Source organism: Virgibacillus subterraneus, from assembly GCF_900110695.1.
Lineage (GTDB): Bacteria > Bacillota > Bacilli > Bacillales > Amphibacillaceae > Lentibacillus > Lentibacillus subterraneus.
Genome location: NZ_FOEH01000001.1, coordinates 707,146 through 733,507, shown reverse-complemented (window position 1 = coordinate 733,507; position 26,362 = coordinate 707,146). Strand labels below are relative to the sequence as shown.

General features: G+C 37.2%; 20 protein-coding genes. 2 read left to right on the top strand and 18 right to left on the bottom strand.

All coding sequences use genetic code 11. The features are described from left to right. Positions 1 to 57: 57 nt before the first annotated feature. The 12 genes from BMY13_RS03465 to BMY13_RS19670 form a co-directional block, all read right to left on the bottom strand. Positions 58 to 1,341, bottom strand: coding sequence for a family 4 glycosyl hydrolase (locus tag BMY13_RS03465; RefSeq protein WP_092502572.1), 1,284 nt, complete (start codon positions 1,339 to 1,341; stop codon positions 58 to 60). 118 nt (positions 1,342 to 1,459) lie between these two features. Then, on the bottom strand, positions 1,460 to 3,970 hold the full coding sequence (locus BMY13_RS03460) for an NEW3 domain-containing protein (protein ID WP_092502570.1): 2,511 nt from the start codon (positions 3,968 to 3,970) through the stop codon (positions 1,460 to 1,462). A gap of 792 nt (positions 3,971 to 4,762) precedes the next feature. After that, complete coding sequence (locus tag BMY13_RS03455; RefSeq protein ID WP_092502568.1) at positions 4,763 to 5,944, bottom strand: site-2 protease family protein; 1,182 nt, start codon at positions 5,942 to 5,944, stop codon at positions 4,763 to 4,765. Between the two features lie 351 nt (positions 5,945 to 6,295). Further along, positions 6,296 to 7,777 (bottom strand): xylulokinase, encoded by a 1,482-nt coding sequence (locus BMY13_RS03450; RefSeq protein WP_092502566.1) that lies wholly within the window; start codon positions 7,775 to 7,777, stop codon positions 6,296 to 6,298. A gap of 3 nt (positions 7,778 to 7,780) precedes the next feature. Further along, the gene (gene trpA / locus BMY13_RS03445) at positions 7,781 to 8,563 is read right to left on the bottom strand and encodes a tryptophan synthase subunit alpha (protein ID WP_092502564.1); all 783 of its coding nucleotides are present in this window, start codon (positions 8,561 to 8,563) and stop codon (positions 7,781 to 7,783) included. Next, a complete protein-coding gene (locus tag BMY13_RS03440; RefSeq protein WP_092502562.1) occupies positions 8,563 to 9,531 on the bottom strand; it encodes an ABC transporter permease in 969 nt (322 codons plus the stop codon). The genes trpA and BMY13_RS03440 overlap by 1 nt, the downstream gene beginning before the upstream one ends. Continuing rightward, complete coding sequence (locus BMY13_RS03435) at positions 9,528 to 11,048, bottom strand: sugar ABC transporter ATP-binding protein (RefSeq protein ID WP_092502560.1); 1,521 nt, start codon at positions 11,046 to 11,048, stop codon at positions 9,528 to 9,530. The genes BMY13_RS03440 and BMY13_RS03435 overlap by 4 nt, the downstream gene beginning before the upstream one ends. Before the next feature lie 12 nt (positions 11,049 to 11,060). After that, positions 11,061 to 11,996, bottom strand: coding sequence for a sugar ABC transporter substrate-binding protein (locus BMY13_RS03430; RefSeq protein ID WP_092502558.1), 936 nt, complete (start codon positions 11,994 to 11,996; stop codon positions 11,061 to 11,063). Further along, positions 11,983 to 12,957: a sugar-binding transcriptional regulator gene (locus BMY13_RS03425; RefSeq protein ID WP_175476697.1), complete on the bottom strand. Its 975-nt coding sequence runs from the start codon at positions 12,955 to 12,957 to the stop codon at positions 11,983 to 11,985. The genes BMY13_RS03430 and BMY13_RS03425 overlap by 14 nt, the downstream gene beginning before the upstream one ends. 403 nt (positions 12,958 to 13,360) lie before the next feature. Further along, positions 13,361 to 13,921, bottom strand: coding sequence for a sigma-70 family RNA polymerase sigma factor (locus BMY13_RS03420; RefSeq protein WP_092502554.1), 561 nt, complete (start codon positions 13,919 to 13,921; stop codon positions 13,361 to 13,363). A 542-nt stretch (positions 13,922 to 14,463) separates the two neighbouring features. Further along, positions 14,464 to 14,712 (bottom strand): sigma factor, encoded by a 249-nt coding sequence (locus BMY13_RS03415; RefSeq protein ID WP_092502552.1) that lies wholly within the window; start codon positions 14,710 to 14,712, stop codon positions 14,464 to 14,466. A 217-nt stretch (positions 14,713 to 14,929) separates the two neighbouring features. After that, entirely contained in the window at positions 14,930 to 15,010 is an 81-nt protein-coding gene (locus BMY13_RS19670; RefSeq protein WP_245736047.1) for a magnesium chelatase domain-containing protein, read from the bottom strand. Between the two features lie 381 nt (positions 15,011 to 15,391). On the opposite strand from BMY13_RS19670, the gene BMY13_RS03405 reads away from it, so the two are divergent. Continuing rightward, positions 15,392 to 16,801, top strand: a complete 1,410-nt coding sequence (locus tag BMY13_RS03405; protein ID WP_092502549.1) for a Na+/H+ antiporter NhaC family protein — start codon at positions 15,392 to 15,394, stop codon at positions 16,799 to 16,801. 19 nt (positions 16,802 to 16,820) lie between these two features. After that, positions 16,821 to 18,005, top strand: a complete 1,185-nt coding sequence (locus BMY13_RS03400) for a saccharopine dehydrogenase family protein (protein WP_092502546.1) — start codon at positions 16,821 to 16,823, stop codon at positions 18,003 to 18,005. Here the strand turns inward: BMY13_RS03400 and BMY13_RS03395 are convergent. The 6 genes from BMY13_RS03395 to BMY13_RS03370 all read right to left on the bottom strand — a co-directional run bounded on the left by BMY13_RS03395 (position 17,989) and on the right by BMY13_RS03370 (position 26,069). Beyond that, positions 17,989 to 18,663, bottom strand: a complete 675-nt coding sequence (locus BMY13_RS03395) for a GntR family transcriptional regulator (RefSeq protein ID WP_092502544.1) — start codon at positions 18,661 to 18,663, stop codon at positions 17,989 to 17,991. The two genes, BMY13_RS03400 and BMY13_RS03395, sit on opposite strands and share 17 nt — an antisense overlap. 1,101 nt (positions 18,664 to 19,764) lie before the next feature. Next, the gene (gene mqo, locus BMY13_RS03390) at positions 19,765 to 21,261 is read right to left on the bottom strand and encodes a malate dehydrogenase (quinone) (RefSeq protein WP_092502541.1); all 1,497 of its coding nucleotides are present in this window, start codon (positions 21,259 to 21,261) and stop codon (positions 19,765 to 19,767) included. A gap of 195 nt (positions 21,262 to 21,456) precedes the next feature. Continuing rightward, positions 21,457 to 22,800 (bottom strand): GntP family permease, encoded by a 1,344-nt coding sequence (locus tag BMY13_RS03385; protein ID WP_092491621.1) that lies wholly within the window; start codon positions 22,798 to 22,800, stop codon positions 21,457 to 21,459. Between the two features lie 110 nt (positions 22,801 to 22,910). Continuing rightward, the gene (gene rhmD, locus BMY13_RS03380; protein ID WP_092491620.1) at positions 22,911 to 24,095 is read right to left on the bottom strand and encodes an L-rhamnonate dehydratase; all 1,185 of its coding nucleotides are present in this window, start codon (positions 24,093 to 24,095) and stop codon (positions 22,911 to 22,913) included. 26 nt (positions 24,096 to 24,121) lie between these two features. Continuing rightward, positions 24,122 to 25,147: a zinc-binding dehydrogenase gene (locus tag BMY13_RS03375; protein ID WP_092502539.1), complete on the bottom strand. Its 1,026-nt coding sequence runs from the start codon at positions 25,145 to 25,147 to the stop codon at positions 24,122 to 24,124. A 19-nt stretch (positions 25,148 to 25,166) separates the two neighbouring features. Beyond that, entirely contained in the window at positions 25,167 to 26,069 is a 903-nt protein-coding gene (locus BMY13_RS03370) for a fumarylacetoacetate hydrolase family protein (RefSeq protein ID WP_092502537.1), read from the bottom strand. Positions 26,070 to 26,362 lie beyond the last annotated feature (293 nt).

Here is a 26,362-nt window from a genome sequence, read left to right as displayed (position 1 = left end):
GGATTACAACTGCAACTTTCTTAATTTAGACCAATCATAGTTTTCCTCCATTACTTTTCAGTAGAATTGATTCAAATAAGGTTTGTTGATTTCCATTAACTCCTCATAAATTTTCATTGCAGCATTTGCACTTGGAATATTTGGATCGGTAAGTAAGGCTTGCATAACCAAATTTCTGTCACCATTAACTCCTGCGTCTACTACAAGATGCTGAACATCAATTTGCGTTTTACATAAAGCAGCAATTCCCCTCGGAAGCTTACCGAGTGTAAGTCCATTTATCCCGTTACCATTGATTAAGGAAGGCACTTCAACAATTGCATCATTTGGAAGATTAGTTATATAGCCTTCATTTGGGATATTTACAGATTCAATCATTTCATTCGTATTATTTTTTATTCCGTTTATTATAGTAAATGCTTTTTCTCCAGAGGGCTTAATTAAATCACTGTCAATAGTTACCTCATCATTAATAATGTCGTTTAAAGTTTTAACTACATTTTGACGCCTTTTTTCATATTTATTAAAATCATAGCCTGCTTTACTAATCATTTCATGCGCATAAGGAAAGAATTCACCTAAATGACTGTCACCAGACGTTGGAAAAAGCCCATAATTGTGGAAAATAAACCTCGATAATTTTTCATATTCTGTAGTATAAATTGCCTCTTTTTCTATTAAGAGCGGATACAAATCTTCTCCATTGCGTTTATCTCTAATATCAACCATCCAAGTAAAATGGTTTATACCCCAAGCTTTCACATCAATATATTCTCTATCAATATTAGTTAATGTTGAAACAATACCAATTCCTGCGTTAATTTGATGACAGAGACCTACCACTTTAACATTCGTATACTTTTTAATTGCCATGCATAAGCGACTTTCAGGATTTGTAAAATTAATTAGTAGTGCATCAGGACAATACGTTTCTATATCCTTACAAATATCAAGAATAATTGGAAGGTTTCTCATGGTATGAAAGACTGCACCCGGTTCGACATTTTCACCCAATACATGGGGAATTCCATGCTTTTGTGGAATAGAAAAATCCCACTTCCACATTTTCACCCGATCAACAGCGATAGATACAATTACAAAATCCGCTCCTCGTAAGGCATCAAGTCTATCGGTGGTCGATGATATCTTGTATCCAGCATCAAGGTAATCATTAAACCGAATTGCGACTGATTCCATTCTTTCAACGGCAACTTTGTCAATATCTACTAATACCAGTTCACTTCCCCATAAATCTTTTGTAGAAAAAGCATCTTTCAACATACTTAGTCCGAAAATGGCGCTACCTGCACCAACAATAACTATTTTCGTTTTATTTACCATAAATGACCCCCCTTAATTAGGTTACTCTCTAAAAATTCCCCCGAATCACAATAAATAAAAGATATTGCGATTCAGGGGATTCTTTTTGTAATTTTCCTATTGCTGATACTAGGTACTTCTATTCTTCATATAATGGATAGCTGATTAGGTTGCTAAAAATGCGATACCCACCAGGTACATTATTCTGAATTTGTCGGTACCAAACTAGGTTTGTATACATGTATGTTCCCTCTCCATGATCAGCCATCAAGATACCACCGTTAAATGGCTCCTCATTCGGGTCAGCCATACTTACGAACGTTTCAAATCTATCATCCCATTGCATAGGGTAATATAAACCACGCTCCTGAACCCAATTGGACCAGTCATTTTCAGTTATACTGTTTGGATAGTTAAACAAAGGATGATTTGGTTTCAGAACGTCAACCTCGGCATCTTCATTTGTGACACGCCACTCGATTGAAGGCTGGCCTATAACAAGATTGTATGGACTTGTTTCATCGGGATTCCAATTATCCCATGGCTTATTGTATTGCACTACAAGATGTCCTCCATCTTCAACGTAATCTAGCAATCGTCCATTGTTATTTCTTAAATCTTCACGAGAAAGATATGCTCTAACACCAGTAACAATGGTGTCGTATTGGGACAGATCAGCGGATTGAAGGTCTTCTTGTGATAATTTCGTAACATCCATCCCAATACCTTGTAATCCTTCAGTAACTTTATCAAATCCACTATCAACATATCCTACCTTCAATGTTTCAGGTACGTTTAAATCGAATGCGACTCCTTCGACTTTTGCAGGGTAAAGATAGTAGGACTTATCGATATGATCGTAATCAATCTTTTGTACGTCTGTGCTTAATGATTTTCCATTTGCGTTTACGATAGGGTTAATAGAAAATTCACCTTTGTTAACACTAGATCCAGGCGAAACGGTAAACGTTATCGTTTTGGATTCACCCTCTTCTTCAAATGTAACAGGTGCTGCTTCAGGCTCAACTTCCCATCCTTTTGGTACATCTAAGCTGACAGACGCATCAAGCTCTCCATTCGTATTATTCTGTACTTCAGCATCCACGGTGATTTGTTCTGGGACATCCAAAGTATTTACTACTAAGTTATTTGGATCGACCTGCACGGAGACATCCGGCAATACAGCTACGGTAGCATTTGCATCATAACTATGCTTCACTTCTGTTGGTCCTACCGAATAGGATACTTCTGAATGGATAACAGGCTCTTCATAAGGCTTAAAGTAATTAGCATCAGAGGGAACATTGATAGTAAATTCAATAGTTTTCTCCTCACCGGCTTTTAAACTGGATAGAGTTGTTGCTTCATTCAAGGTCCAACCCTCTGGTAGATTTAGCGTTGTGCCAACCTCCTTTAGAGGATGCTTCCCTTTATTTGCTAGGGTAACGGTAACTTGTGTTTGTCCATTTTGAACTAGCGTAGTATCTTCAACCACTGTCTCTACTTTCAAGTTAGCAGCCACTTTACTTACATCAGAGAGTTGTTGCTGTTTAACATCAAGGCGAAACAGAATATCTTCTTTAATCTTATCTTCCAGATTACTATTTTTTAATTTCGACTCTAACTTTCTTGCTTCATTAAGAGCAATATGAGCCTTTTTCATTGCCTTATTACGATTTGGATATTGTTTTATAACCTTCTCGAGCGTCTTTTGAAAATGGCTTAGTTCTTCACTTAACGGTTCGTTATTTAATTGACTTGCAATTTCAGAGAAATTATATGCTAGTCCATCAAAAAGGTCCTCTTGTTCTGGAATATCCTTTAGTGACTTAGCAAGTCTTAAGTTAATTTTCTCTGGTTCAACTGGAATGTCATTTCCCATTCCTTGGCTTTTGTGAAGATAACGAGACTTTTCGCCAAGCTGTGGGTAAGTCATCCCATAAATCGGATCATACATACCGATTTCTGTTGAAGTAGTTGCGTTTTTAGAGTCTGCGGGAAGGTACAATTTTTTAGCTTGCCAAGTAGAAAGCCCTTCTTCCTCAAGCTGTTCGGGATACACGGTTGGATCCGCCGCATCTTCGAAAGCCTTTCTTGTAAGCTGATTAATTGCTCTGTGGTGTCCATGTTGAGTGTTTACATCTAAAAAAGATGTGAAGAGAATATCGGGTTTATATGTTCTTATTCTATGAATAAAACGTTCATAGGTTTGGTCACTTCCCCACTTTTCTAACGTTTCATTGGAACTCTTAGAGAAACCAAAGTCATAAATAGGGTCACTAGTTGTTTGACTTAAATGAAATACATCAATGCCAGTAACCTCGGAAGCCTCAATAAGCTCATTTGAACGGATTATCCCTAATCCATTACCGAGTTCCTTACCTATTTCATTTTGTCCTCCTTCCCCACGGTTAGCGATAAGACTCGCAGTTCTTAATCCAAGTCCTCTTGAAAGGTATGCAAGAAAATGACTGCGCTCATCATCCGGGTGAGCCCCAGTATTCATGAAACTTAATGTAGTATCTAAAGGCTGCAATGTATTCCAGAGCTCAACATCATGTTCAACTTTTTCTTCTCCCACTGTTTTCATAGGTGTCATTAGTGGGATTAGTAAAAATAGAATTAAAAACAAATAAATAATTTTCTTCATGGTATTTCTCCCTTCATGTTTCTGATACAGTGACAGGTTTACTTACCAAATACTTATTTATCTTCATGTTAGTATCTTAAATACGATCACCTCCTAAATTTAATTGATAAAAAGTAGTTTATACTATAAGTTAGTAAAGTTTACTTACCAACAATAGACGCACTTCAACTGAAAGCACTTTCATTTATGAATTCTAAATATGTTGAAGATAAATTTATTCTTACATTTATCTTCCCTTATGCATATATTCCCCATCGTTTACGGGCCCACCTAGAGTATAAGAAAAATCGATCCTTATTGTAAGGGAGGTTAATGGATAAATGTTAACAAATTATTTTAAATAGTTTGTCATTTATTGTTAAAAGTACCATATTTATGTCCCCTAGTATATAATTCATTATTACTATTTATAATTAATCTAAGAAAACTTCACATGAGTCATAAGTACTGAATTCAGGAGTGTAAAATTTCAATTATATACTGAAAAAAGACTGAAAAACAGCTGCTAAGAATGAACAAGAAATTAATATCCGCCACAAAATAAAATGCCGTGGAACTTTCCAGGTCACCAACAGCGCAAGATATACAAAAACAATATCTGCCTAAACTAAACGAATCTAATATAAATAAAGTGGCACCTGGATTGAAAAAATTAATTTTTTCAATCCAGATACCACTTTTTCAGCTTGAGAAACGATAGTACTTAAAAGAAAGGTATTTTCTGCTCTAGCAGAAAATCACATTGTTATGGTACCTTACGAAAAATTTCGTGCGATTGTATACCACACTCCACTACATCCCCTCTATTTGACTTGCATCTAAAATACCCATTGCAAAAACAAGAATTACAGCGAGCAGTATAGCCAAAGATAAATAGAGAGCAAGCGACTTAATTTTTGTTCCCACCGAGGTTTGATAGTACGCTTTAACACGCTTGACCTCTTTTTTAATCTCCATAAGTTGGTATTCATTTTTGTGGTAAATAGTTTCAACTAGTGAATCGAAATGAGTAGCCGCATCTACTTCCAGTGTATCCTCTCTGATATTCATTTCGTTTAAGATTCTTCTCAAGATTTGTTTCTCCGCCTTGCTCTTTTTAATTTCTGTCCGCTTCTTTTCCTGTAAAACCGGAAAGGTAAAGCCTTCATTATTCTGCAGATAACGATTAACGTTGTCTTTTCGTTCTTTGATTTTAACAAATAAGGAAGTAAATTGATTTTCAGTGATATCGGAATGGCCAAAATCGCTTGACTGATCAGCTAAAAATCTAAACTCCTTGTTTATTTCGGTCAAAACATTCTCTTCATGCTTCATAATTTCCATATCTGTATTCTTTTTGAATTGTTTCCACCATGTTACGAGACCGAAGATAAATATTAAAATTAGTATGGGATCTGGTGAGATAAAAAGAATCGGAATTAAAACTAACAGCCCAACTAACCATATATTCGGTGACAATACACTCACGATCCGTCCACCATCAAGTGGGGATACCGGAAATAGGTTGAATAAATTAATAAGTGCGCCAAGCTGAATTACAAGAGCCCAATAAGGATCCCCTGTCGTAGTATATAAAGCAAATGCTGGAATTATGGATATTAATCCAGCTAAAGGACCACCATATGCCACAAAAAATTCTGTTTTGGCATTGTCTATCTTTTTCGGGTCTATCCCTATCGCAGCCCCTAAAAATGGGATAAAAACTGCGGGACTTGTTGGAATGTTTTTCATCTTAGCTGCAACAAGGTGCCCCATCTCGTGAATAAATATTAAGTAAACTAGTGCTATTGCAAATTTCCATCCAAAAAATATCGCATACGCCCAAAGTGATACAAACATTGAGGCTAACGTAGCAAATTTCCCAACTTTCAATAAGACTAGCAGCCATTTTGCTTTGGTTAATAAGAAGACTCCAATTACGGCTAGCCATCCCCAGTAACTTTTATTTGTATTTTGTTTAGCAGTTGTTGCCATGATAAACGCCCCAATCTATTGTTGCTTCTTCTGTTGCAAGTTTAACATAAACTTATTTTTGGGTGTCGGTTATTTAAAACGGCTTTAAATTGTCATAGGTAACTTCAATAAATAATTTATCTTAGTGACCCCGGACTAACAGACTTTTTTAAGAGAAAAATTCATTCTTAATATTTTTTCCTCAACCAATTATTCCAGAGTAATATTCCTTGGTACTGGCATCTTTTTTCCTTCTCTAAATTGAGACTCATATGATTGGCGTACTATGCATCACTTACACCCTCCATTTAATATAGAAAATGAGCTTGCTCATCAACGTTAATTAGTAGATGATACAAGCCCGCTCAATCCTTAACTATAAATCCCCTTCAAAGCTGGATACATTTTTAAATAGCGATTATAAATTTCCTTGTATTTCACAAAATTATCCATATTGGGTCGATAAACTGAGGCATCAGCAGACATAATAAAATGTCTCGAGAAGTCACTATAATCCTTGGCCCAACCTAATTTAATAAATGCAGAGGAAGATGCCCCCAACGCTGGCATATATTCACTTTCAAAAGGAACCCTTATTGGTTTTCCAATACAATCGGCTAATATTTGGCACCAGGATTCACTTTTTGACCCACCACCAATTAGAGTTATATTACCTGATGTATTGTCATTAAGTAAATCGATTAATTGTTTTAACGCAAACGAAATTCCTTCAATTACTGCTCTAGCGAAATCACTATCTTCGGTATTTGGTCCAATACCCCAAAAAGCGCCCCTCGCATCAGAATCCCTGACTGGACATCTCTCTCCATGCAAATATGGTAGGAATAGTAACCCATTACTACCTGCCTTAGAAGTTTTTAGTAAGTTCTCAAATGCATCATATCGATCTGTGTTCTCGCTACCGGTAAAGGTACGAACTGCCCATCGATGAACATTCCCCACATTCAATAATGGGGCAATGGAAATCGTGGAATCGTTAGGTAAATGTGCTAAATGAAAAAGTCCATTGATTTCCGAATCCTCTTTAACACCTTCTCGAATGATTGCAGCCCAGCCTGTAGTTCCAATATAAAAGTAACTATCACCCTGATCTACTGCTGAAGCACCAACGCTTGAAGCGCCTGCATCACCACACCCACATAATACTGGTGTGTTTTCACAAAAACCAGTTTCACTTGCAGCATCCTTCGATAAATATCCTGCTATGTTTTCGGCATTCAAAAGTTTAGGAAGTTTTGTTTCTTCTATTCCTATGGATTCTATAATTCTCTTTTCCCACTGGCGTTTCTTCAAGTTCATCATGCCTGTTGTAGCCCCTGTTGTTGGATCAGTTACAACAGAATTTGTCATTTTGTAAATGATAAAATCTTTTGCGCTGAAAACAAAGTGCGGCGTATTTTGATATAAGCTAAGATTATGCTTCTCAAGCCATCGTAGTTTTGCGACTGGTGTTGAGGCACTTACGGTATTTCCCAGTATTTCATGTATCGTGGGAAACTTTTGATTTATCCATTCCGCTTCTTCACTAGCGCGTGTGTCAGAGTATAAAATCGCACGTGATACATCATCGGCAATTGGAATAACATCTTCCATTTGTCCTGCAAAAGTAATCATCGATATGTGGTGTGGGTCAATATCAAGTTCATTCCACCACTTCCAGGCCATTTCTTTGACTCCTTTCCACCAATCGAGAGGGTCTTGTTCTACATTGCCGTCGGGGCCAGTATACGTTTCCAATAAGACAGAGTAAGGTCCCTTTAAGTCAGCATGCTTATCAAGAAGTACACCTTTAATCGAAGTAGTGCCTATATCGAAAACCGCGATGTATTTCACCTTTTATTCCTCCTTTCTACTTTTTGCTGAGGCAAGCTCTTTAATTAATCTAAGTAATTCTTCCCTTGATCCCTCATTTACTAATCTAACAATCTCGCTTCCGACAACAACCCCATCATATCCAGTGTGATACACATTTTTGGCAAGTTGTCCGTCTTTGATACCAAAACCACCCATTAACTTAGCATCCGTTAAATTTCTCATTCGTTGATAAAATAGAGGCAGGCTATTCACATTTGCAATTGATTTACCCGTTTCCCCTTTATACAATTGACAATATAAAAGTTCCGTATCCTCTATATATTGGCATAGTTCATCATCTCGCATGCCATCGTTAACAACAGGGAATATCGCTGCACCTAATGGATGGATTTCTTTTCTCATTGCATGAAAATGCCCTTGCTGCAAATCAGGGATAACAAAACCATCAGCCAATTGAGCAGCAGCTAATTTCTTATATAAATCATCTTTCACCAAATCATTGTAATACCCCATAATCCACACCGGTACATTAATATTTTCCCTGAGCTGCTTTAAATACGAGAAGTAATCTTCCTGTTTGCGAAAATCTTCCACAACAGTGGCGTGTGCATGACTTATTACGTCACCATCCAAATAAGGATCTGTACTCGGTATACCAATTTCTACAGCATCAAGCCCAGCCGAAACACAAGCGGTTATTAAATCGATACTTTCCTCATGGCTTGGATGTTTTCCAACAAAGTAACCTGTCAGAAAAACTTCCGGTAGCTTGAGATTATTCTTTTTTGAATGAACATAAACCATTAAGAATCACGACCTAACTTTTGAACAATTAATGCAATAATGATAATAGCCCCTGTTATAATATCCTGCATATAAGATGGAACCTCAATTATCGTAAGGCCATTAGCGAGTACACCTAATATTGCAGCCCCATACAATGTACCAATGATATTCGGAATTCCGCTCCTAACTACTGTCATCCCTAAAAATACCGCTGCATATGCATTAAGGAAGAATCCATCCCCACCTGTTGGATGGGCCGATCCCAGACGTGATGCGAGCAATGCCCCTGTAAAAGCTGCAAGCATACCACATAAAGCAAATGATATCGTCTTGTAATATTTGATATTTATCCCTGAGACCTGTGATGCCCGCTCATTGCCGCCAATCGCATAAAATCTTCTCCCAAGCGACATTTGGGACATAATATACCAAAAAATAACAACTATAAATATCATGATAATTGACAATAGGGGTATCATTGCCAGATTTGTTTGGCCAACATATTTAAATGATTCAGGAATATTTTCAAATACAGTCGATCCCCCAGTTAACCAAAATGTGACTCCACCTAATATCGTTCCCATAGCCAAAGTGGTCACAAATGAAATAACATTAAACTTGGTAATAATAGCACCATTGATAACCCCGATAATAAAGCCTATCATTATCGGAACAATGAGGCAGATGATAACCGGAACCCCTGCTGCTGCCAATTTAGCAGAAACAACTCCTCCCAAACTGGCCATAGCTCCTATCGAAAGGTCGAATTCTTTTACAGACATTACTAATGTCGCACCTACAGCAATAATTACCAAGAAGGCAATTTGCCGTGTAATGCCTATCATATTATCAATTGTGGCAAAAGAATTAGGACTCATAATACTGAATGCAAAGATAATTCCTAAGCCAGCAACGATTGTTCCATATGAACTTAACATATTTTTATTCAACTGAAGCTTTTTCCCGTTTTGTGTGGCTATATTCATTTTGCCACCCCCTCCATTTTAGTTTTATAACAAATATCCAGAATTTCATTTGTTGTTAAGTTATGATTCTCCAATACTGACACCGTCTTTCCTTCGCTGAAAACTAACACACGATCACTTATTTCAAGGATTTCATTAATATCAGAGGATACAAAAATGACCCCATCACCCAACTCTGATTGTTTTTTTAAAAACATGTGAATCTCAGTGCGGGTCATAATATCAACTGCCTGTGTTGGTTCATCACACATATAAATATTTGGTTCAGTTAATAGCGCCTTTCCAAACACGACCTTTTGCTGATTACCACCACTGAGCTCTGCTACTCTTTGCTTCATACTTGTAGCTTTTATCTTAAATCGTTCCATTTCACCATCTACCAATGTATCTTCTTTCTTCTTATTAATTTTCCCCTTATCCGTTACACTGCTGATAATTGGTAAAGTCATATTATCCTTAATAGTATTACTCATAATAAGTGCTTCTTCATGGCGGTTTTCCGGAATCATTGCTATGCCATTTTGGAGCATTTTGCCTGGAGAGGGCTTTAGAATTGGTTTTCCCTTATATCGAATCTCTCCATGGTCAATTGACCTTAGCCCATAAATAGCTTCTAGGGTTTCAGTTCGTCCAGCACCTGCTAAACCATAAACACCCAGTATTTCACCGGAATGCAATGTAAAATCTGCCTTTTTGACCCTCTGATCTTTTGTTCGCAAATCGTTAACTTGCAAAAGAATATCTTTGTTATTCGGCTCTTTTTCATGTTTCTTTTCGACTGTTCTCAACGCTTCTCCGTCCGTCATATGGTGGATAATCAGCTCTTTGGAAAGCTCATCCTTATTAAGCGTCGTGGTCAGTTTTCCACCTGTTAAAACCGAAACCTTGTCCGAGATACGAATCACTTCTTCTAAACGGTGTGATATATAAATAATGGCTACACCCTGATTTTTCAGGCGCTCGATAAAGGAAAAGAGCAATTCCGATTCCTTATCAGATAAAGACGCAGTCGGTTCATCCAAAACTAAAATCTTTGAATCGGAATTCATTGCCCGTAATATCTCAAGCAAAGTCTGCTCAGAAGGTGTCATTTTAAAGGCAGGAATGTCCAGTGGGATATCAATCCCCCACTTACGCTTCAATAATTCTGCCTCTGCTTTCATTTTTCTCCAATTGATTCCAAAAAGTCCTCGCTTCAATGGATAAGGGTCGTTTAGATATAAGTTTTCCAGGCCATTGAAGTATGGAATAAGCTGCCTGTCTTGATGAATAGCATGGATGCCCAATTGTTGTGCATCTTTCGGCGCTTTTATATCTACTTTAGAGCCTTCACAAAAAAGTTCACCTGATGTAGATTGATAGACTCCTGTTAAAATTTTTATTAGTGTGGATTTTCCTGCACCATTCTCTCCAACTAGAGAATGTATTTTTCCTTGTTCAATTGATAAATTAATAGAATTCAGTGCCTTCATATCACCGAATACTTTACTGATTTGCTTCATCTGTAAAAGTACCATTTTAATCCACCTTTACTTTGCTGTAACTAACTCGGCTGGAGCATATAGCTCTGTATCATCTACTTCACCAGTTTCAAAATACTTATCCATTTGTTCAATAACTATTTCCGCCATACCGACAAAATTTTGTTTAACAGTAGCTTTTAGTGGTGAACCTTCATTAATTAACTCAATCGCCTGACTATTACCATCAATTCCTGTAACAATAATTCCTTCTCGTCCATCAGCTTGAATTGCTTGCGTCGCACCAATTGCCGGTTCATCCCAGCCAGCCCAAACTGCAGTGATCGCATCTTCTCCTTTATTTGACAACAACAGATTTTCCATTTGTTTTCTGGAGTTTTCAATTGGGCCAGGCACTTTTACTTCTTGCTCTGTAATAACATTAATATCAGGGTAATCTTTTAACATTTCATCCAGCTTTTCTGTCCGCTTTAATACTCCAGGATGTGGACGGTGAGTCAATACAATTAGGTTTCCTTTTTCATCCATTTGCTCAAAAAGGTGTTCAGTGATCATTTTCGACATTTCATCGTTATCGCTAGTTGCATTTAGTGTCATTCCTTCGATATAACTGGAATCACTTCCAAAAACAGGAATGTCATTTTCATTAGCTAATTGAAATTGCGACTGTAATTGATTCGGATCCGTACTTACCAATACAATTGCATCAGTATTGGCTGAGATAACATCTTCCATACGTGAAGCAAGTGCTCCAGCATCACCGGCAGTATCTACCACGTTCGTATCCCAGTTATTCTCTTTAGCCTTCTTTTCAATTTCATCAACCATTTGTTTTGTAGTGACAGATGACAGATATGGCGTCAAAATGGAAATACTTTTCGTCTCTTCCCCATTGTTATCACTAGCACTACTAGAGTCATTCGAACATGCAGCTATTACAAACATTAATACAACACTCATTAATACAAAGCTAATTTTCTTCATCTTTTGTTTCCTCCCATTTTTCTTTTTCTAAAATTTGTTCGGCGGTTACCATGTCTGTTATTAAAACATCAATCCATTCACCTTTCAGTGAAGCGTGTATCGCATCTACTTTAGCGATACCACGGGCTAATCCAACCACTAGTGGAATCGCTTTCAAATTACTCCCACTAATACCTATCATTCGTTTAGAGATGTGTAAATCTATCTCTTCCCCATAACTATTGATAAAGCTTGTCCCAATACTTGCCACAGCCCCCTCTTTTTTCAGCTTTTTTAATTCATATTTCTCCATTTGCATGGAATTAAAAAAGGTTGCACTCTCAGAAATCTCACCAATCCCGACCACAGCAGTTTCTACATTGTTAGCTAAACTAATCACTTTTTTAATTTGAGGCTCATCCATTAGATTTCGATATAGCTTATCCGAACTGACCATTGCAGGTGCATGCAGCACCCAACAATCCCCCTTTGTTTTTCTAGACAGCTGTGTCACACATGTATTTGCATGCCAGTTTGTATCATTGAGCCCCCATCCGCCAATTAAAGGTACAAAATGGGTATCACTTTGCTGCGTCTCATTTATTTCACTTACTACCGAAGCTATAGATTTTCCAGCCATAACCCCAACAGCTCCGCCTCTTTTAATAACGCCTTCAAGATAGATAGCGCCAGCAATTGCAAAGGGGGTATCTGATGGCCTGTTATCAACGTCGGTCGAATCAACTACAATAACATTATTAAGCTGAAATCGTTTCATCAACTCTTTTTCGATAGTCATCTCATTACTAAAAGGATTGCGAACATTCACTTCCACAATACCTTCCGTCTTTGCAGCACTAATCATCCTGCTGACTTGAGGTCTTGAGATCCCATGTTTTTTAGCTATCTCCTGTTGATTCAAGCCCTCATGATAATACTCTTCACATATGGTAACCATAAAACGCAGTCTTTCCTTCTCCATAAGTTTCCTCCCGCCTTTTGAACATTTGTTCATAGTCTGTATTATGTTCATTATTATTAATAAAGTACCGTCTAACAATTCATTTGTCAAGATAATTTTGAACTTTATGAACAAAATTCTGGTAGATATTGTGTGGCCCTGAGAGTGAGGTATTAGATATGCGAGAAAGCGACGTATGTTCATTTTCAATTTAAAAAAACCCTTAATCATCTCTAATGTAAATTGCTGAATTAGAGTTTACGGCTGCTATAACTGGCATTGCAGTAGGTAAGCAAACCTGCCATTACACTTCCAAAGCATAATCACCCAATTCAGGTTGAGCTCGAGACGGTCATATGATATGCGTTGATTTTATATAATTAATGTTTATTATCCTTTTTATCACACAAAAACCCCTCCCAATTCAGGAGGGGTTATATAAGCATTCGAGTTGTTTTCCTTCATCTTTCAACTTCTTCCTCACTTCTCTTCCCCAGCTTTTCACGGCATCAATGGATACACCTTCCTGCTGAGCGATTTCTTGCATTGACATCCCTTCGATGATGAAGAATTGCACCCATTTCCATTGATTTTCACTTAGCTTGGACTTCACGCTTTCCCAAAAGGTATTATCCTTGATGGTGATACCATTCGGGTCGAATATTGGAAGTTTCGTTGTCCCGCAGCTGTTGCCATTATCTACTTCGCATACTTCTTTTTGATTAACTTTCTGTTCATTATTGTCTTCTCTTGTTTTCGTTCGGAGCATGTCGATTAGGCGGTTGCGAATTGTGTAGTTGAAATAGGTTGCAAGTGGGCCTTTGTCTGGGTCGTATTTTTTGTAAGCCATCCACATCGCATACAGTCCTTCCACATAGAATTCCCGATGCGGGTCGTTTATTCCCAGCTTCAGCATATGATAATGGATCCTTTTTTCATTTTGCTCGAAGATTTCTTCAAACGTCATACTTACCTTTTCAGTCATTTTTTTCTCCCCCTAATAACTATACTTATAATAGAGCAATTCCACTAAATCTCATCCTATGTATTTCTCAATTTTCGCTGTAAAATCGGAAAATGTCCCTGTGATATTCAGATTATCCCTCTATTCATTTGTATAATCGATAGAACTCTGCAAAAGGTGGCATTTTATTAAAAAAAATTACGTATTAAATTTTTAGAAATAAACAAAACTGCCAGATCAACTAGTGAACAATCACCACAGACCTAACAGTTTCTATGTTTTTATACTGCTTCAACACAACCTACACCCACACATCAAAAGCTAAAGAATGGTAGAATCTGACTCCAATTTCCCAGCTTTTCACTCCTCTGTGATTACGCTTTCATTTTTGAAAATTCCTTTAGTTAGATTCCCCATAGAAACTCCCTCATTTCCATTGGTTTTCTTTTAGCTTTTTCTCATTGCTCTCCCAGAATATATCTGTGATTCCTGATTGATTTACCGGTTGGAAATTTCGTTTCGTTCATCTGTGCAGATTGCTTTATCCGTGCTACATATTTCTTCTATGTTGTTACCTTCCCTTGTTTGTTTTTCAAATCAATGAGAAGTTTATGAATTGTGTAGTTAAAGTATGTTGCCAGTGGTCCTTTGTTTGGCTCGTATTTTTTGTATGCCATCCACAACTCATATAATCCTTCCACATAAAACTCCCGATGCGGATTGTAGCTACCAAGCTTGTGCATATGGTAGTGAATTCTTTTTACATTTTGCTTAAAGAATTCCTCAAATGTTACATTTTCTTTATCGTTCATTGATTGACCCCCTTTTTTATTCTCTTATATAATAGAGTATGTTCACAAATTCGTCATCTATAATTTTCCATTTTTGACTAAAAATTTAATCTTTGTTGAAAAAGTGTCGAAAATTTGTAATATTTGATATAAAAACGCTTCTTTAATAACAGCTTCTCAAAATCATTTCATTCGACGTATTTGAATTGAGCACTTCTTCTCCATAACGCTCATCCGCCTATTTCATAATCCCAATCGCCATCGCCAAATCAAATATTTGAAAGTTTTTCTTATGTTCAGCAGGTGATAAATTAATCACGATTTTCTTATAAAGAACCTCTCAATCATTTGCATACAAAGCCCCCATCACACGGTCTTTAGACTCCTTGAACGAAGCATCCGGCAAATCAACAATACTAACCACTTCCACCCCAGGTAAAAGAACTTAGTGTACCAAACTTAGCTATTTTTTCTACAATATGACATTATAATTATTTATAAGATATGCTTCACGATGGCTTTCTATATTTATTTAGGTGTTGCATTTAATTTTACAATGAACCTTTTATAACGTGTTTGAAAATTTTAATTTTTCTGTTGACTAAATCAAGTCAGTGAAGTACAATTTTCTTTAACAATTGTACAACAATTTTGTTGTTAATATTTTGAAAGCGTTTACAGAAAAGGGAGGAAAAGAAGTATGGATACTGGTGCAACTTTAGGATTTGTGTCAATCTTACCCCCACTAATTGCAATTGTACTTGCATTTTGGACAAAGAATACTATTCTATCATTGGGTGCGGCTTGTTTCTTGGGAGTATTATTGGCAGGAAATGGACTTATGGGCTTTCCCGATTTAATGAAGAGATCTTTGGGTAATGAGAGTTTTTCATGGATATTTCTTTTAGAAATTTTTATTGGTATACTTATTGCGTTTTTTCAACGTACTGGAGCAATACAAAGTTTTGGAAGCATTATTGAACGTAAGAAACCTTCAAGAAATAATATTGGTATAACCACATGGTTTATGGGGATGTTTGTCTTTTTTAGCGACTATTTCACTCCTATATTTGTTGGATCAACTATGAGAAAAGTTACAGATAAGGTAAGAATCTCCCGTGACAAACTGGCTTATATATGTGACTCTACATCAGCACCAGTAAGTGTAATCATTCCAATTACCGGCTGGGCGGTGTTTATATCAGGACTTCTAATAGGAATGGGGCCAATTGCAGATGAAACTACTGCCTTAGCTATTTTCACAAAATCAATTCCGTTTAATATTTATGCTATTCTTTCTGTTTTGTTAGTGGGGCTAATTGTATCCGGGTTAGTAAAAGACTTTGGTCCTATGAAGGCAGCAGAGGACAGAGCACTTAATGAAGGAAAGGTATTGTCCGATAAGGCAGATCCTTTAATTTCCCAAGAACTTACAAATATGGAGCCCTATTATAAAGAACGTTTTTTAAGTTTTGGCTGGAACTTTGTGTTTCCCGTACTTATCATAATAGGGATAGCTGTTGGAACATATATTTTCATGGGGTCTGCAAAAACAATGGAGGCTTTCCTTGGCGCTGCTGTGGTTCTTGGTATTTTAATGCGAGTACAAGGCATACCGGTGAAAGATATAATGGACACTGCTATGAATGGTATAAAAGGTATAATGCCTGCAATTATGATACTAGTGTTTGCCTATACAATAAATACATTGAGTGAAGACATGGGAGCAGCTAATTATCTAATAAATTCAACTGAATCATGGTTATCTCCAAGTCTGCTTCCCGCAATAACATTTATATTGGCAGCACTGATTTCCTTTTCAACTGGAACGTCTTGGGGGACATTCGGTATTTTAATTCCAATACTAATTCCACTTTCTATTGGCTTTTCAGGCGGTGACATCAATTCGATCGTTCTTGCAACTATTGCTGCTGTTGCTGGTGGTGGAGTGTTCGGTGATCATTGTTCTCCATTATCGGATACAACCATTCTTGCGTCTACGGGAGCAGGTGCAGATCATATGGATCACGTTAGAACTCAACTTCCTTATGCTTTAACAGTTGGTAGTATTGCAGTTGTCGCCTATCTAATCATTGGAGTCTCAGTATAATTATAAGGAGGAATAGTTTATGAAGGTTGTTGTATTTGGTGGATCAGGATTACAAGGCAGAGCTGCTATGTATGACTTATGCACCTCACCTACTGTTACAAAAATTATTTGTGCCGATGTTAATTTCACTGGACTCGATTCGTTCAGTAATTACTTAAATATGAATAAAATAAGTAAAAAAACAATAGACGCAAATAATATTCAAAGTTTAGTTGATATCCTAGAGGGGGCAGACATAGCTATTGACTTATTACCAAAACAATTTAATTCCATTGTAGCTAAAGCTGCCATTGAAGCAAAGGTTCACTTAGTTAATTGTTCTTATGCACAAGGTCTCCATGATACTGTTCATGAACATGCAAAAGAACAAGAAATTACGATTATGCCAGAAGCTGGACTAGATCCTGGGATCGATTTAATTCTATGCGGTTATGCGGCTAGTCAATTAGATGAGGTACATGAACTATATTCATATTGTGGTGGTGTACCTAGTCCTGAAGCGGCAAATAACGCTCTAAACTATAAGATTAGTTGGAACTTGGACAGCACTTTAATGGCTTACAAAAGGCCTGCAACCCTATTAAAGAATGGAGAAATTATTGAAATTCCTGCTGAGGAACAGCATAATAAGGAATGGTTGAAAACAATATCGTTTCCAGGATTCGGAACTTTAGAAGCTATTCCAAATGGAAATGCAATTAAGTTTGCAAGATTACTAGGAATTGATAAGAGTGTTGTAAATACTGAACGTAGGACCCTAAGATGGATAGGACATGGAGAATTTTGGAGTAAGATGTCTGCACTAGGATTCTTAAGTAAAGAACCTGTTGAAGGGTTACCAATTGAACTAACACCACACCAGTTCCTGCGTGCACATCTGGAGCCTCAACTTCAATACGAAGCAGATGAAAAAGACTTGGTATTAATGAGGAATATTGTAAAAGGAATAAAAGATGAGCAGATAGTAGAATTAACCTACGATCTGGTTGATAAGAGAGACCTAGAGACCGGTCTTTTCGCTATGAACAGGACAGTAGGATTCACCGCAAGTATTGTTGCACAGATGATTGTAAAGGAACAGATTACAAAGCCAGGCCTTTTAAGCCCTATAAAGGATATTCCATTTGAGATATTCTTTAAAGAAATAAATCACCGTGGTATTATCATCCAAGAATCAAAACAGTTAGTTAAAACAAATCACTAGCTTGTTGATATGTATTAACTCTTGTTCTATATTCTTCAATTGTGCTACTAATATGCTTATCAAGTAAAAGTTTAAAGGCATCCGCATCCCGGCTTTCAATGAGATTAACAATCTCTTGATGCTCTTTAGGGCCACGGCTGTCTTTTTTATTAACAACATAGAATTGATCATATAAAATTAAATAGATGTGGGTCTGATGTATCATTTTTTTGGCTTGCTCTTTCAAAAACCGGTTATCACTTATGTTTACTAATATCTTGTGGAACTGTGTATTAATGTCTATATAACCTGCAAGATCTTTTTGATCATAAGTTTCAATCTCCTCGTGAATAAGTTCTTTTAATTTCTCTATATCTTTTTCCTCAATTCTTTCCATTATATGTTCAGTGGCTATCAGTTCCAAGTGCTTTCGAAAAGTAAATGCCTCTATGATCTCTTCAATCGCTGGGTTGATAACATGCGCTCCTTTATTTGGAAGTATGGTTACTATTCCTTCTTCCTGCAATTTTGAGAAAGCATTACGAATCGGAGTGCGACTCACGCCTAAGGTATCCGAAATGTCGTTTTCAATTAGTTTTTGACCAGGATTTAGTTTCTGACTAAGAATCCCTGCTTTTAATTTTTCATACACGTATTGAGCCATTGATTGTTTCGTCATGTCTACCCAACTTCCTAAACATTATTGTTGTACAATCACTATATGCTACTAGCCATGTTGAGTCAACATTTTAATTTTCAATAATGACTAGTTTTAATGGTAGGACTGCCCAGACAATCTAATGATTCAATTATTCCTGTTATTTCGTATTTCATTCCTGATTTCATACCAACTATCCATCGCCAAAATATCATATATATTGTAAACCTTTATCCTGATTAGGATAATTAGGCTTGAGAAAGGTGATTGGCTTTGGAGACGAACAACTTCAAATAGAGATTGGCCGGGAGCTGAGTAAGTACCGGTTGCAACAATCGTATACAATGGAAGCGTTAACGGAGAGATTGATACCACTGTGTTCTAATTCTTCAAAATGGTCAATATCTTATATATACCTTGTCAGTTTTTCGAGGACAAGGAAAGACAAGGTGGAATTATAGAATTCCGTTCTACCGGCTGTTAAGTAAGAAATTATAAAATAGAGTAACAGGCACCTAAAAATTATCTATAAAAATCCATATATACTTCTCAATAACCAAAAAAGGGCCCACTCCCTCGAAAGGAAATGAGCCTCACTCATCACTTGTTCTAATAATAGCCATAAGGGCACTGACCAAAGATTAAATTTAATATCTGCATAGATTTCAAGTAACTCACCTTCAACAATTAAGTCGCGTAATGCCGTTACCTTGGTGGATATGTCAAGATCTATAATTTCCACTTCATCATAATCAGCTTTAATAAAAGGACACTTCGATTTAATTCCTTCAGCTTCTTCATAAACTCTCCCATTTCATGGTATCTTGAATGGCCCTCGAGATAAGATGACGATTAAAATATGACATTTTCCGTTCACCTAATAATTGGTGTTTTATAGCATTTCCTATCCTGTTGTTTCATTAACATATGTTAATTTAAAATGGGCATTTAAGACTCTATCCGCATCAATGATCTTCTGTATCATTTCAAACTGCTTTCCTATGCTGGTTTCGAATTTTCTCGCTCTTACATTCTCTCCAATGCATGTTAGGCTATTACTTTTCTTTCGCGCAATTGTTCGGGTGTTTTATTGAATACGATAATACTTGTTACTTAAGTACATTATTCCTGCTTCTTCAAATTATCCAATTCCAATGCTTTCATTGTTGAAGTTTTAATTTCAGCAATAAGTTCGGGTTTATCAGATAACGTTTCACCATATGAGGGAATCATTTCTTTTAATTTTGGTTTCCACTCATTAAGCTTTTGCGGGAAGCATTTTTCAATTAATCCAAGCATGTCTGAAACAGACGTTGATGCACCCGGCGAACCACCAAGTAATGCAGCCAATGTTCTATCGTGGCTGTGAACAATTTCCGTATCACTAAATTGAATGGTCCCTTTACCAGCTGGCGTATCTTTAATCACTTGTACACGTTGTCCAGCCACTTTTAGTTCCCAGTCCTCGTCTTTTGCATTAGGAAAGAATTCTCGTAATTCATTCATTCTCTCTTTCTTTGATAGTCTCAATTGTTGAATCAAGTATTTCAGCAACGATATATTTTTGACGCCCGCTGCTAACATGGTAATCATATTGTTCGCCTTGACTGAAGCAAACAAGTCCAAATTTGAACCTGACTTAAGAAACTTAGGTAAAAAGCCTGCAAAAGGACCAAAAATTAGTGTTCTTTTACCATCGATAAAACGCGTATCCAAATGTGGAACAACCATTAGTGGTGCTCCAGGTGGATTTTTACCATATACCTTTGCGTAGTGCTGTTCGATCACCTTAGGATTATTACATTCCAGATATTGTCCACTGATAGGAAAACCGCCAATGTGTTTCCCTTCAGGAATTCCGGTTTTCTGTAATAAAAGCAAGCTGCCGCCGCCGGCTCCTATGAAAACAAACTTCGAAGTATGCGTTCCAATTGCACCGTTCTTGTCGCGAACCTTCAATTCCCACAACCCATCTGTGGTCTGCTTTATATCTAGCACATTATGATTGTAATTAACAGATACGTTTTCTCTTTCCAAATAATCGTACATTGTGCGGGTCAATTCCCCATAGTTAACATCTGTTCCATCATCAATTTTCGATCCGGCAACAGATTCATTTGCTGACCTATCATTCATAATAAGCGGGAACCATTCTTTTAATCGTTCTGGATCTTGGGAAAACTCTATTTCTTGAAATAAAGGATGCCCAGATAATGCTTCAAAGCGTTTTTTTAGAAATTCTACATTTTCCTCGCCTTTAACAAAACTCACATGAGGTAAACTGGTAATAAAATTGCGGGGGTTCTCAATTAAATTACGATTTGCTAAATAAGCCCAGAGTTGCCTTGATAAGTGAAAACGTTCATTTATTCTAACTGCTGCATGAATATCGATGGAACCATCAGATTGTTCATTTGTATAATTCAACTCGCATAATGCGGCATGTCCTGTTCCTGAATTATTTTTTTCGTTAGAGCTCTCTCCACCAGCAACTCCAATCTGCTCGAAAGCCGTAATTTTCCAATCGGGTTCTAATTCTTTAATCAATACTCCCAAGGTTGCACTCATAATCCCAGCACCTATTAGAACAACGTCTGATGTAGATGATTGATAACTCATTTTGGCTCACTCCCATTTATATAGTTCGAATTCTCGTTTAAACAGAGTTCAGTATTATAAGACCATAAGCTCCGTTTTCGAAAGCAAGTGGAACTAGCTTTCGAAAACGGAGCCAAACTGTTGGTTCCAGCACTTATGGAAATATGAAAGGTAATTATGAAACTCGTATAATAACATCCTCTATAAATCTTATACTTAGAATATATGTGCTCCGATTATCGTAATGAATAATACGACAAAACCAGCAATTGCTTCACTAGTGGTATATGTTTTCAAACCACCCTTAACAGTTAATCCAGCAATTTTGGTTGAAATCCAGAATCCACTGTCATTTACATGCCCAAGCATTAATCCACCTGAGAGAGAAGCCATGGCAACCCAAACCGGATGAATATCGACACCTGTTGCAACTCCAGCCATAATAGTCATTGTAGTAATACCGGCTACTGTACCTGAACCGGTGATTGTCCTAAACATAACACCCATAAAAAATGCTACCAAAATAATACTTATGGTGGACTGGGCATCGCTTACAAAAATATTTACAATAGCCTGATCAATGCCAGTGTTTTCGATAATCTTACCGAAAGCTCCACCAGCCCCGGTAATTAACAATACGATACCTGTTGCCTGCATTGCTTCCGAAGAGGAATTATCTCTTTCTTCTTTGCTAAGCGATTTGGCTGCGATGAAGTAGGCTGCTAATGTACCGATTAATAATGCAATAATCCGATGACTAAAGAAGGCGATTACAGCAGGATTTTCATCATAGAAAACGCTTCCAACTGAACCTAAAATAATCATAATACTTGGTAAAATGATTGGAATTAAGGCCAGCAATGCAGATGGCGGATTTGATGGAACATCTATTCTTCCAAAAGTATTGTCCAATGACTCATCCTCGTCCTGCTCTTTATTCCAAAATCCTTTATCCAAAATAATGAAATATAGTTTGATCGTTACCATTGTAGCCACAAATCCAACTAATGTACCTATCAAAATCATAATTCCTAAGTCAAAATCCAATATACTTGCAGCAGCTAATGGATTTGGTGTTGGTGGCACCAGTGTATGTGCTACAGCCGCACCAATTATGATTGCCCCTACAGAGTATGGTAAAGGTTTATTTGCTTGTTTCCCCAATTGAATTGCTAATGGTACCAAGATGATAAAGGCAACATCAAAGAATACTGGTATTGCCAGGATGAACGAAGCTGCACCCAAGGCATATAAAGCCCATTTTTCGGACGTCCTGTTCAAAACTGCCGTCGCAATTGAGTAAGCACCACCGGAATCGGAAATAAGTTTACCCAATATAACTCCAAGGCCAATTGGAATACCCAATGCAGTCATTAATCCTCCAAAGCCTTCTGAAATACTAGTTAACGTTTCCACGAGCCCAAGTCCTGAAGCAATCCCCATAAATAAACTGGCTATAACTAACGTTACAGCAACATTAAATTTAAACTTCATTGCTAACGTTAAAATGATTACAAGTGATAAAAATAAGTATCCTATCAAAAAAATATCTTCACTCATATTCCTGTCTCCCCCTTGTTATTTTAATATTAAGAAATATATTTATCTACTTCCGGACGATATAAGCTTACCTCGCCCTGGAAGTTGAAAATTTAAACTTTATAATTCTATTAATCTTTATTTACTTTTTGCAGATTTGCTTTTTTATTTAGACTTACACCAAAGCCTGGACGGTCGCTTAATTTGACCTTACCGTTTTCTGGAATAATTTCATCCTCAAGTAATGGGTAATACTGCGGAACAACCTTGTCTGCATTCGGACTCATGACCAAATATTCTGCAAACGGACTGTTAGTCTTGGTAGTTACATAATGATAGCTGTACACCCCACTGCCATGAGGAATTACATACTTTCCATAGCTTTCAGCCAAATTACCGATCTTTATTAGTTCGGTTAATCCACCACACCATCCAACATCCGGCTGGATAATATCTACGTCACTGAACTCCATTAACATTCTGAATCCATAGCGTGTCGCCTCATGCTCTCCGCCGGTAACCATCATGTTATTTGGTGCCCTTTTCTTCAAGTCACGGTATGCCCAGTAATCATCCGGGTTGAAGCATTCCTCAATCCATCTAAATCCAAGCTCTGATGATTTTTCCATTAATTTTTGTGCGTATGGCAAATCGAGTGACATCCAGCAATCCCACATAAGCCAGAAATCATCGCCAACTCGTTCACGCATATCTGCTGCCTGTTCAATGTTTTTCCTTAACCCTTCTTCGCCATCAGCAGGACCATATACCAGTGGAATTTTACCACCGATAAAGCCCATTTCTTTAGCCAAATCCGGGCGCGGTCCGGTTGCATAACATGAAATCTCATCTCGGACCTTTCCGCCAATCATGGCATATACGGGTTCTTGTCTGACTTTTCCAATTAAATCCCATAATGCAAGATCGACTGCTGAAATCGCATTCATAACTACACCTTTTCGACCATAATACATTGTCGATCGATACATTTGATCCCACATTTTTTCAACATTTTCCACTGGCTGTCCAACAATAAATCGATCTAGGTGATTCATGACTATCCATGCAGCCGGGTAGCCTCCGGTTGAAATTCCAACACCAACTTCTCCATTATCCGCTTCAACCTCGATTACTAATGTCTTTAAAGCATTAATCCCAAAACTGGTTCTTGTTTTTTTGTATTCAGGATAAATACTCATTGGTGTTGCAATTTGATTGACAATCCAATGTTCCTGTCCCTGATCGTGATAGTCCCCGCCGCCACCACCTGCAACATATGCACGGATGTCTTTGATTTTCTGACCGGTTAACCCCATTATTCTACCTCCCTAAAGCATTCCTATTATTTATTAAGATCAAGGAATATTTTGCTGTTTTTAACTTTGCCTTCGATTAAATCCATGAAAGATTGCTGTCCATCTTCCAGCTTACGAACTTCTGTCCATCCATCTGGTGTAACCTTGGCATTGACAAGTAATTGAACTGCATCTTGGAAATCCTGTCTGGAATAACAGAAAGATCCTAATACCGTAATCTCACTTCTTATAAAGTCATTGATTGGTAAAGTTGTCTCATTAACTCCCAGTCCAACATTCATAATAACGCCACCAGGATTGATAACTTTAGCTGCCTGTGATCTAGTTGGCAGAAATCCGACGGCATCAATCAACACATCTATACCTTTATCACCAGCGATTTTCTCCAGTTCCTGTTCAAACCCATCCTCACCGTTATTCAAGGTGTGCTCAATACCAATTTCATTCAATGTTTGCAACCGTTCTTCATTAATATCAGCAACAATTACATGGTTTGCACCAAGTTCTTTTGCAACAAAAGAACTTAATAAACCAATAGCTCCCGCACCATAAATCAATACATTTGGAACAGTATGTAAAGCCAGTACTCTTCTTATAGCTCTGAAACAGCAAGCTAATGGTTCAGCCAGTGCAGCAGCATAGGAGTCAATACTTTCTGGCACTTCAACAACAGCACTTGCAGGAACAGCAACATATTCCGCAAATGCACCTGAACGGTGAATTCCGATAATTTGTCTGTTTTCACATTGCGTTTCGTTACCTCGTACGCATTGTTTACAGCTTCCACAAGTTAATAGTGGATTTACGACAACCTTTGCGCCCTTCGTAACTCCATTAACTTCCTCGCTTAAACGCTCAACATGTCCACTAAACTCATGACCCATTATGAGCGGTGGAACACGCAAACTATTATGTCCTAAGAAGCCCTCAATTTCGGAGCCGCAAATACCGGCGACATCCACTTTTACCAACACTTCATCCTTTGCCAGTTCGGGTACGGACCTTTCCTCTACATCCATTTGCTTTGGTCCATTCCATGATAGTACTTTCATCTGTTTTCCCCCTTCGTTGTTATCGAACTGGATTTTCCAGTACTCCAATATTCTCTATCTCAATTTTGCATGTATCACCCGATTTTAAAAATAACTGCGGATTACGGAAAACGCCTACCCCATGAGGTGTTCCGGTTGCAATGATATCCCCAGGTTCAAATGTGAAACCTTTTGACAGATATGAAATGATGAATGGAATATTAAATATTAAGTGTTTCGTATTTGAATCCTGCAGTCTTTCCCCATTCAAATCAAGTTTGATATCCAAATGATGCGGATCTTCAATATCCTCTTTTGTAACAATCACAGGACCAAGTGGTGCAAACGTATCATAGGATTTTCCTCTTACCCACTGTACATCTGCAAATTGTACATCCCTGGCACTGACATCATTAATGATTGTGTAACCAAAGACATGATCCATTGCATCTTCTTCAGGGATATTCCTACCTTTCTTCCCAATGACAACTGCAAGCTCTGCTTCATAATCCACCTGTTCTGATTCCTCAGGTAATTTAATCGCTTCACCAGGAGCTGTTAGACATGAAGCCCATTTTGAAAAAATCATCGGTTGTTTTGGTGGTTCCACATTCTGTTCAATACAATGGTCCATATAATTATTTCCTACACAAACTACTTTTCCTGGACGAGATACCGGATTCAATACCTTGACGTCCTCATAACGATAAACCGCTCCCGTTACTGTATCTGCGTTTTCTTTTGCCCACTTCCAGACCTTGTTAATAACAGGCAATGTTTTATCATTATTAACCACCAATTCATCCAAATTATTTACTAATGAAACATTCTGATTGGTTGCTTCATTATATAAATCTACTAATTTCCCCAAGTCATATACATTTGTGTCTTCCTGAATACCAATTCTTTCTTGTTCCTTTAATTCGAATGTGAGTAATTTCATGTTTCCACTCCTTGTTAGTTAATATTAAATTTGATAACGTTTCCAAAAAGTTTTAATCAAGTGGTAGATTATCTAACTTTTAGTAGAATCTCCCCTTTTTTTCTAAGTTTATTATAATAAACTTAGTTTTATTAAATGAACTATTTAATATAGTAACATAAGACAATTTATTGTCAAATAATTTTTAACCTTCTTCAACTTTGAAAACTTGGCTTATCGTTAAGACTTAATTGGGAAACCTTAGCTACGCTTATGCGCTCAATTTTTAGTGTTTTCTAACCAATAAAAAAATG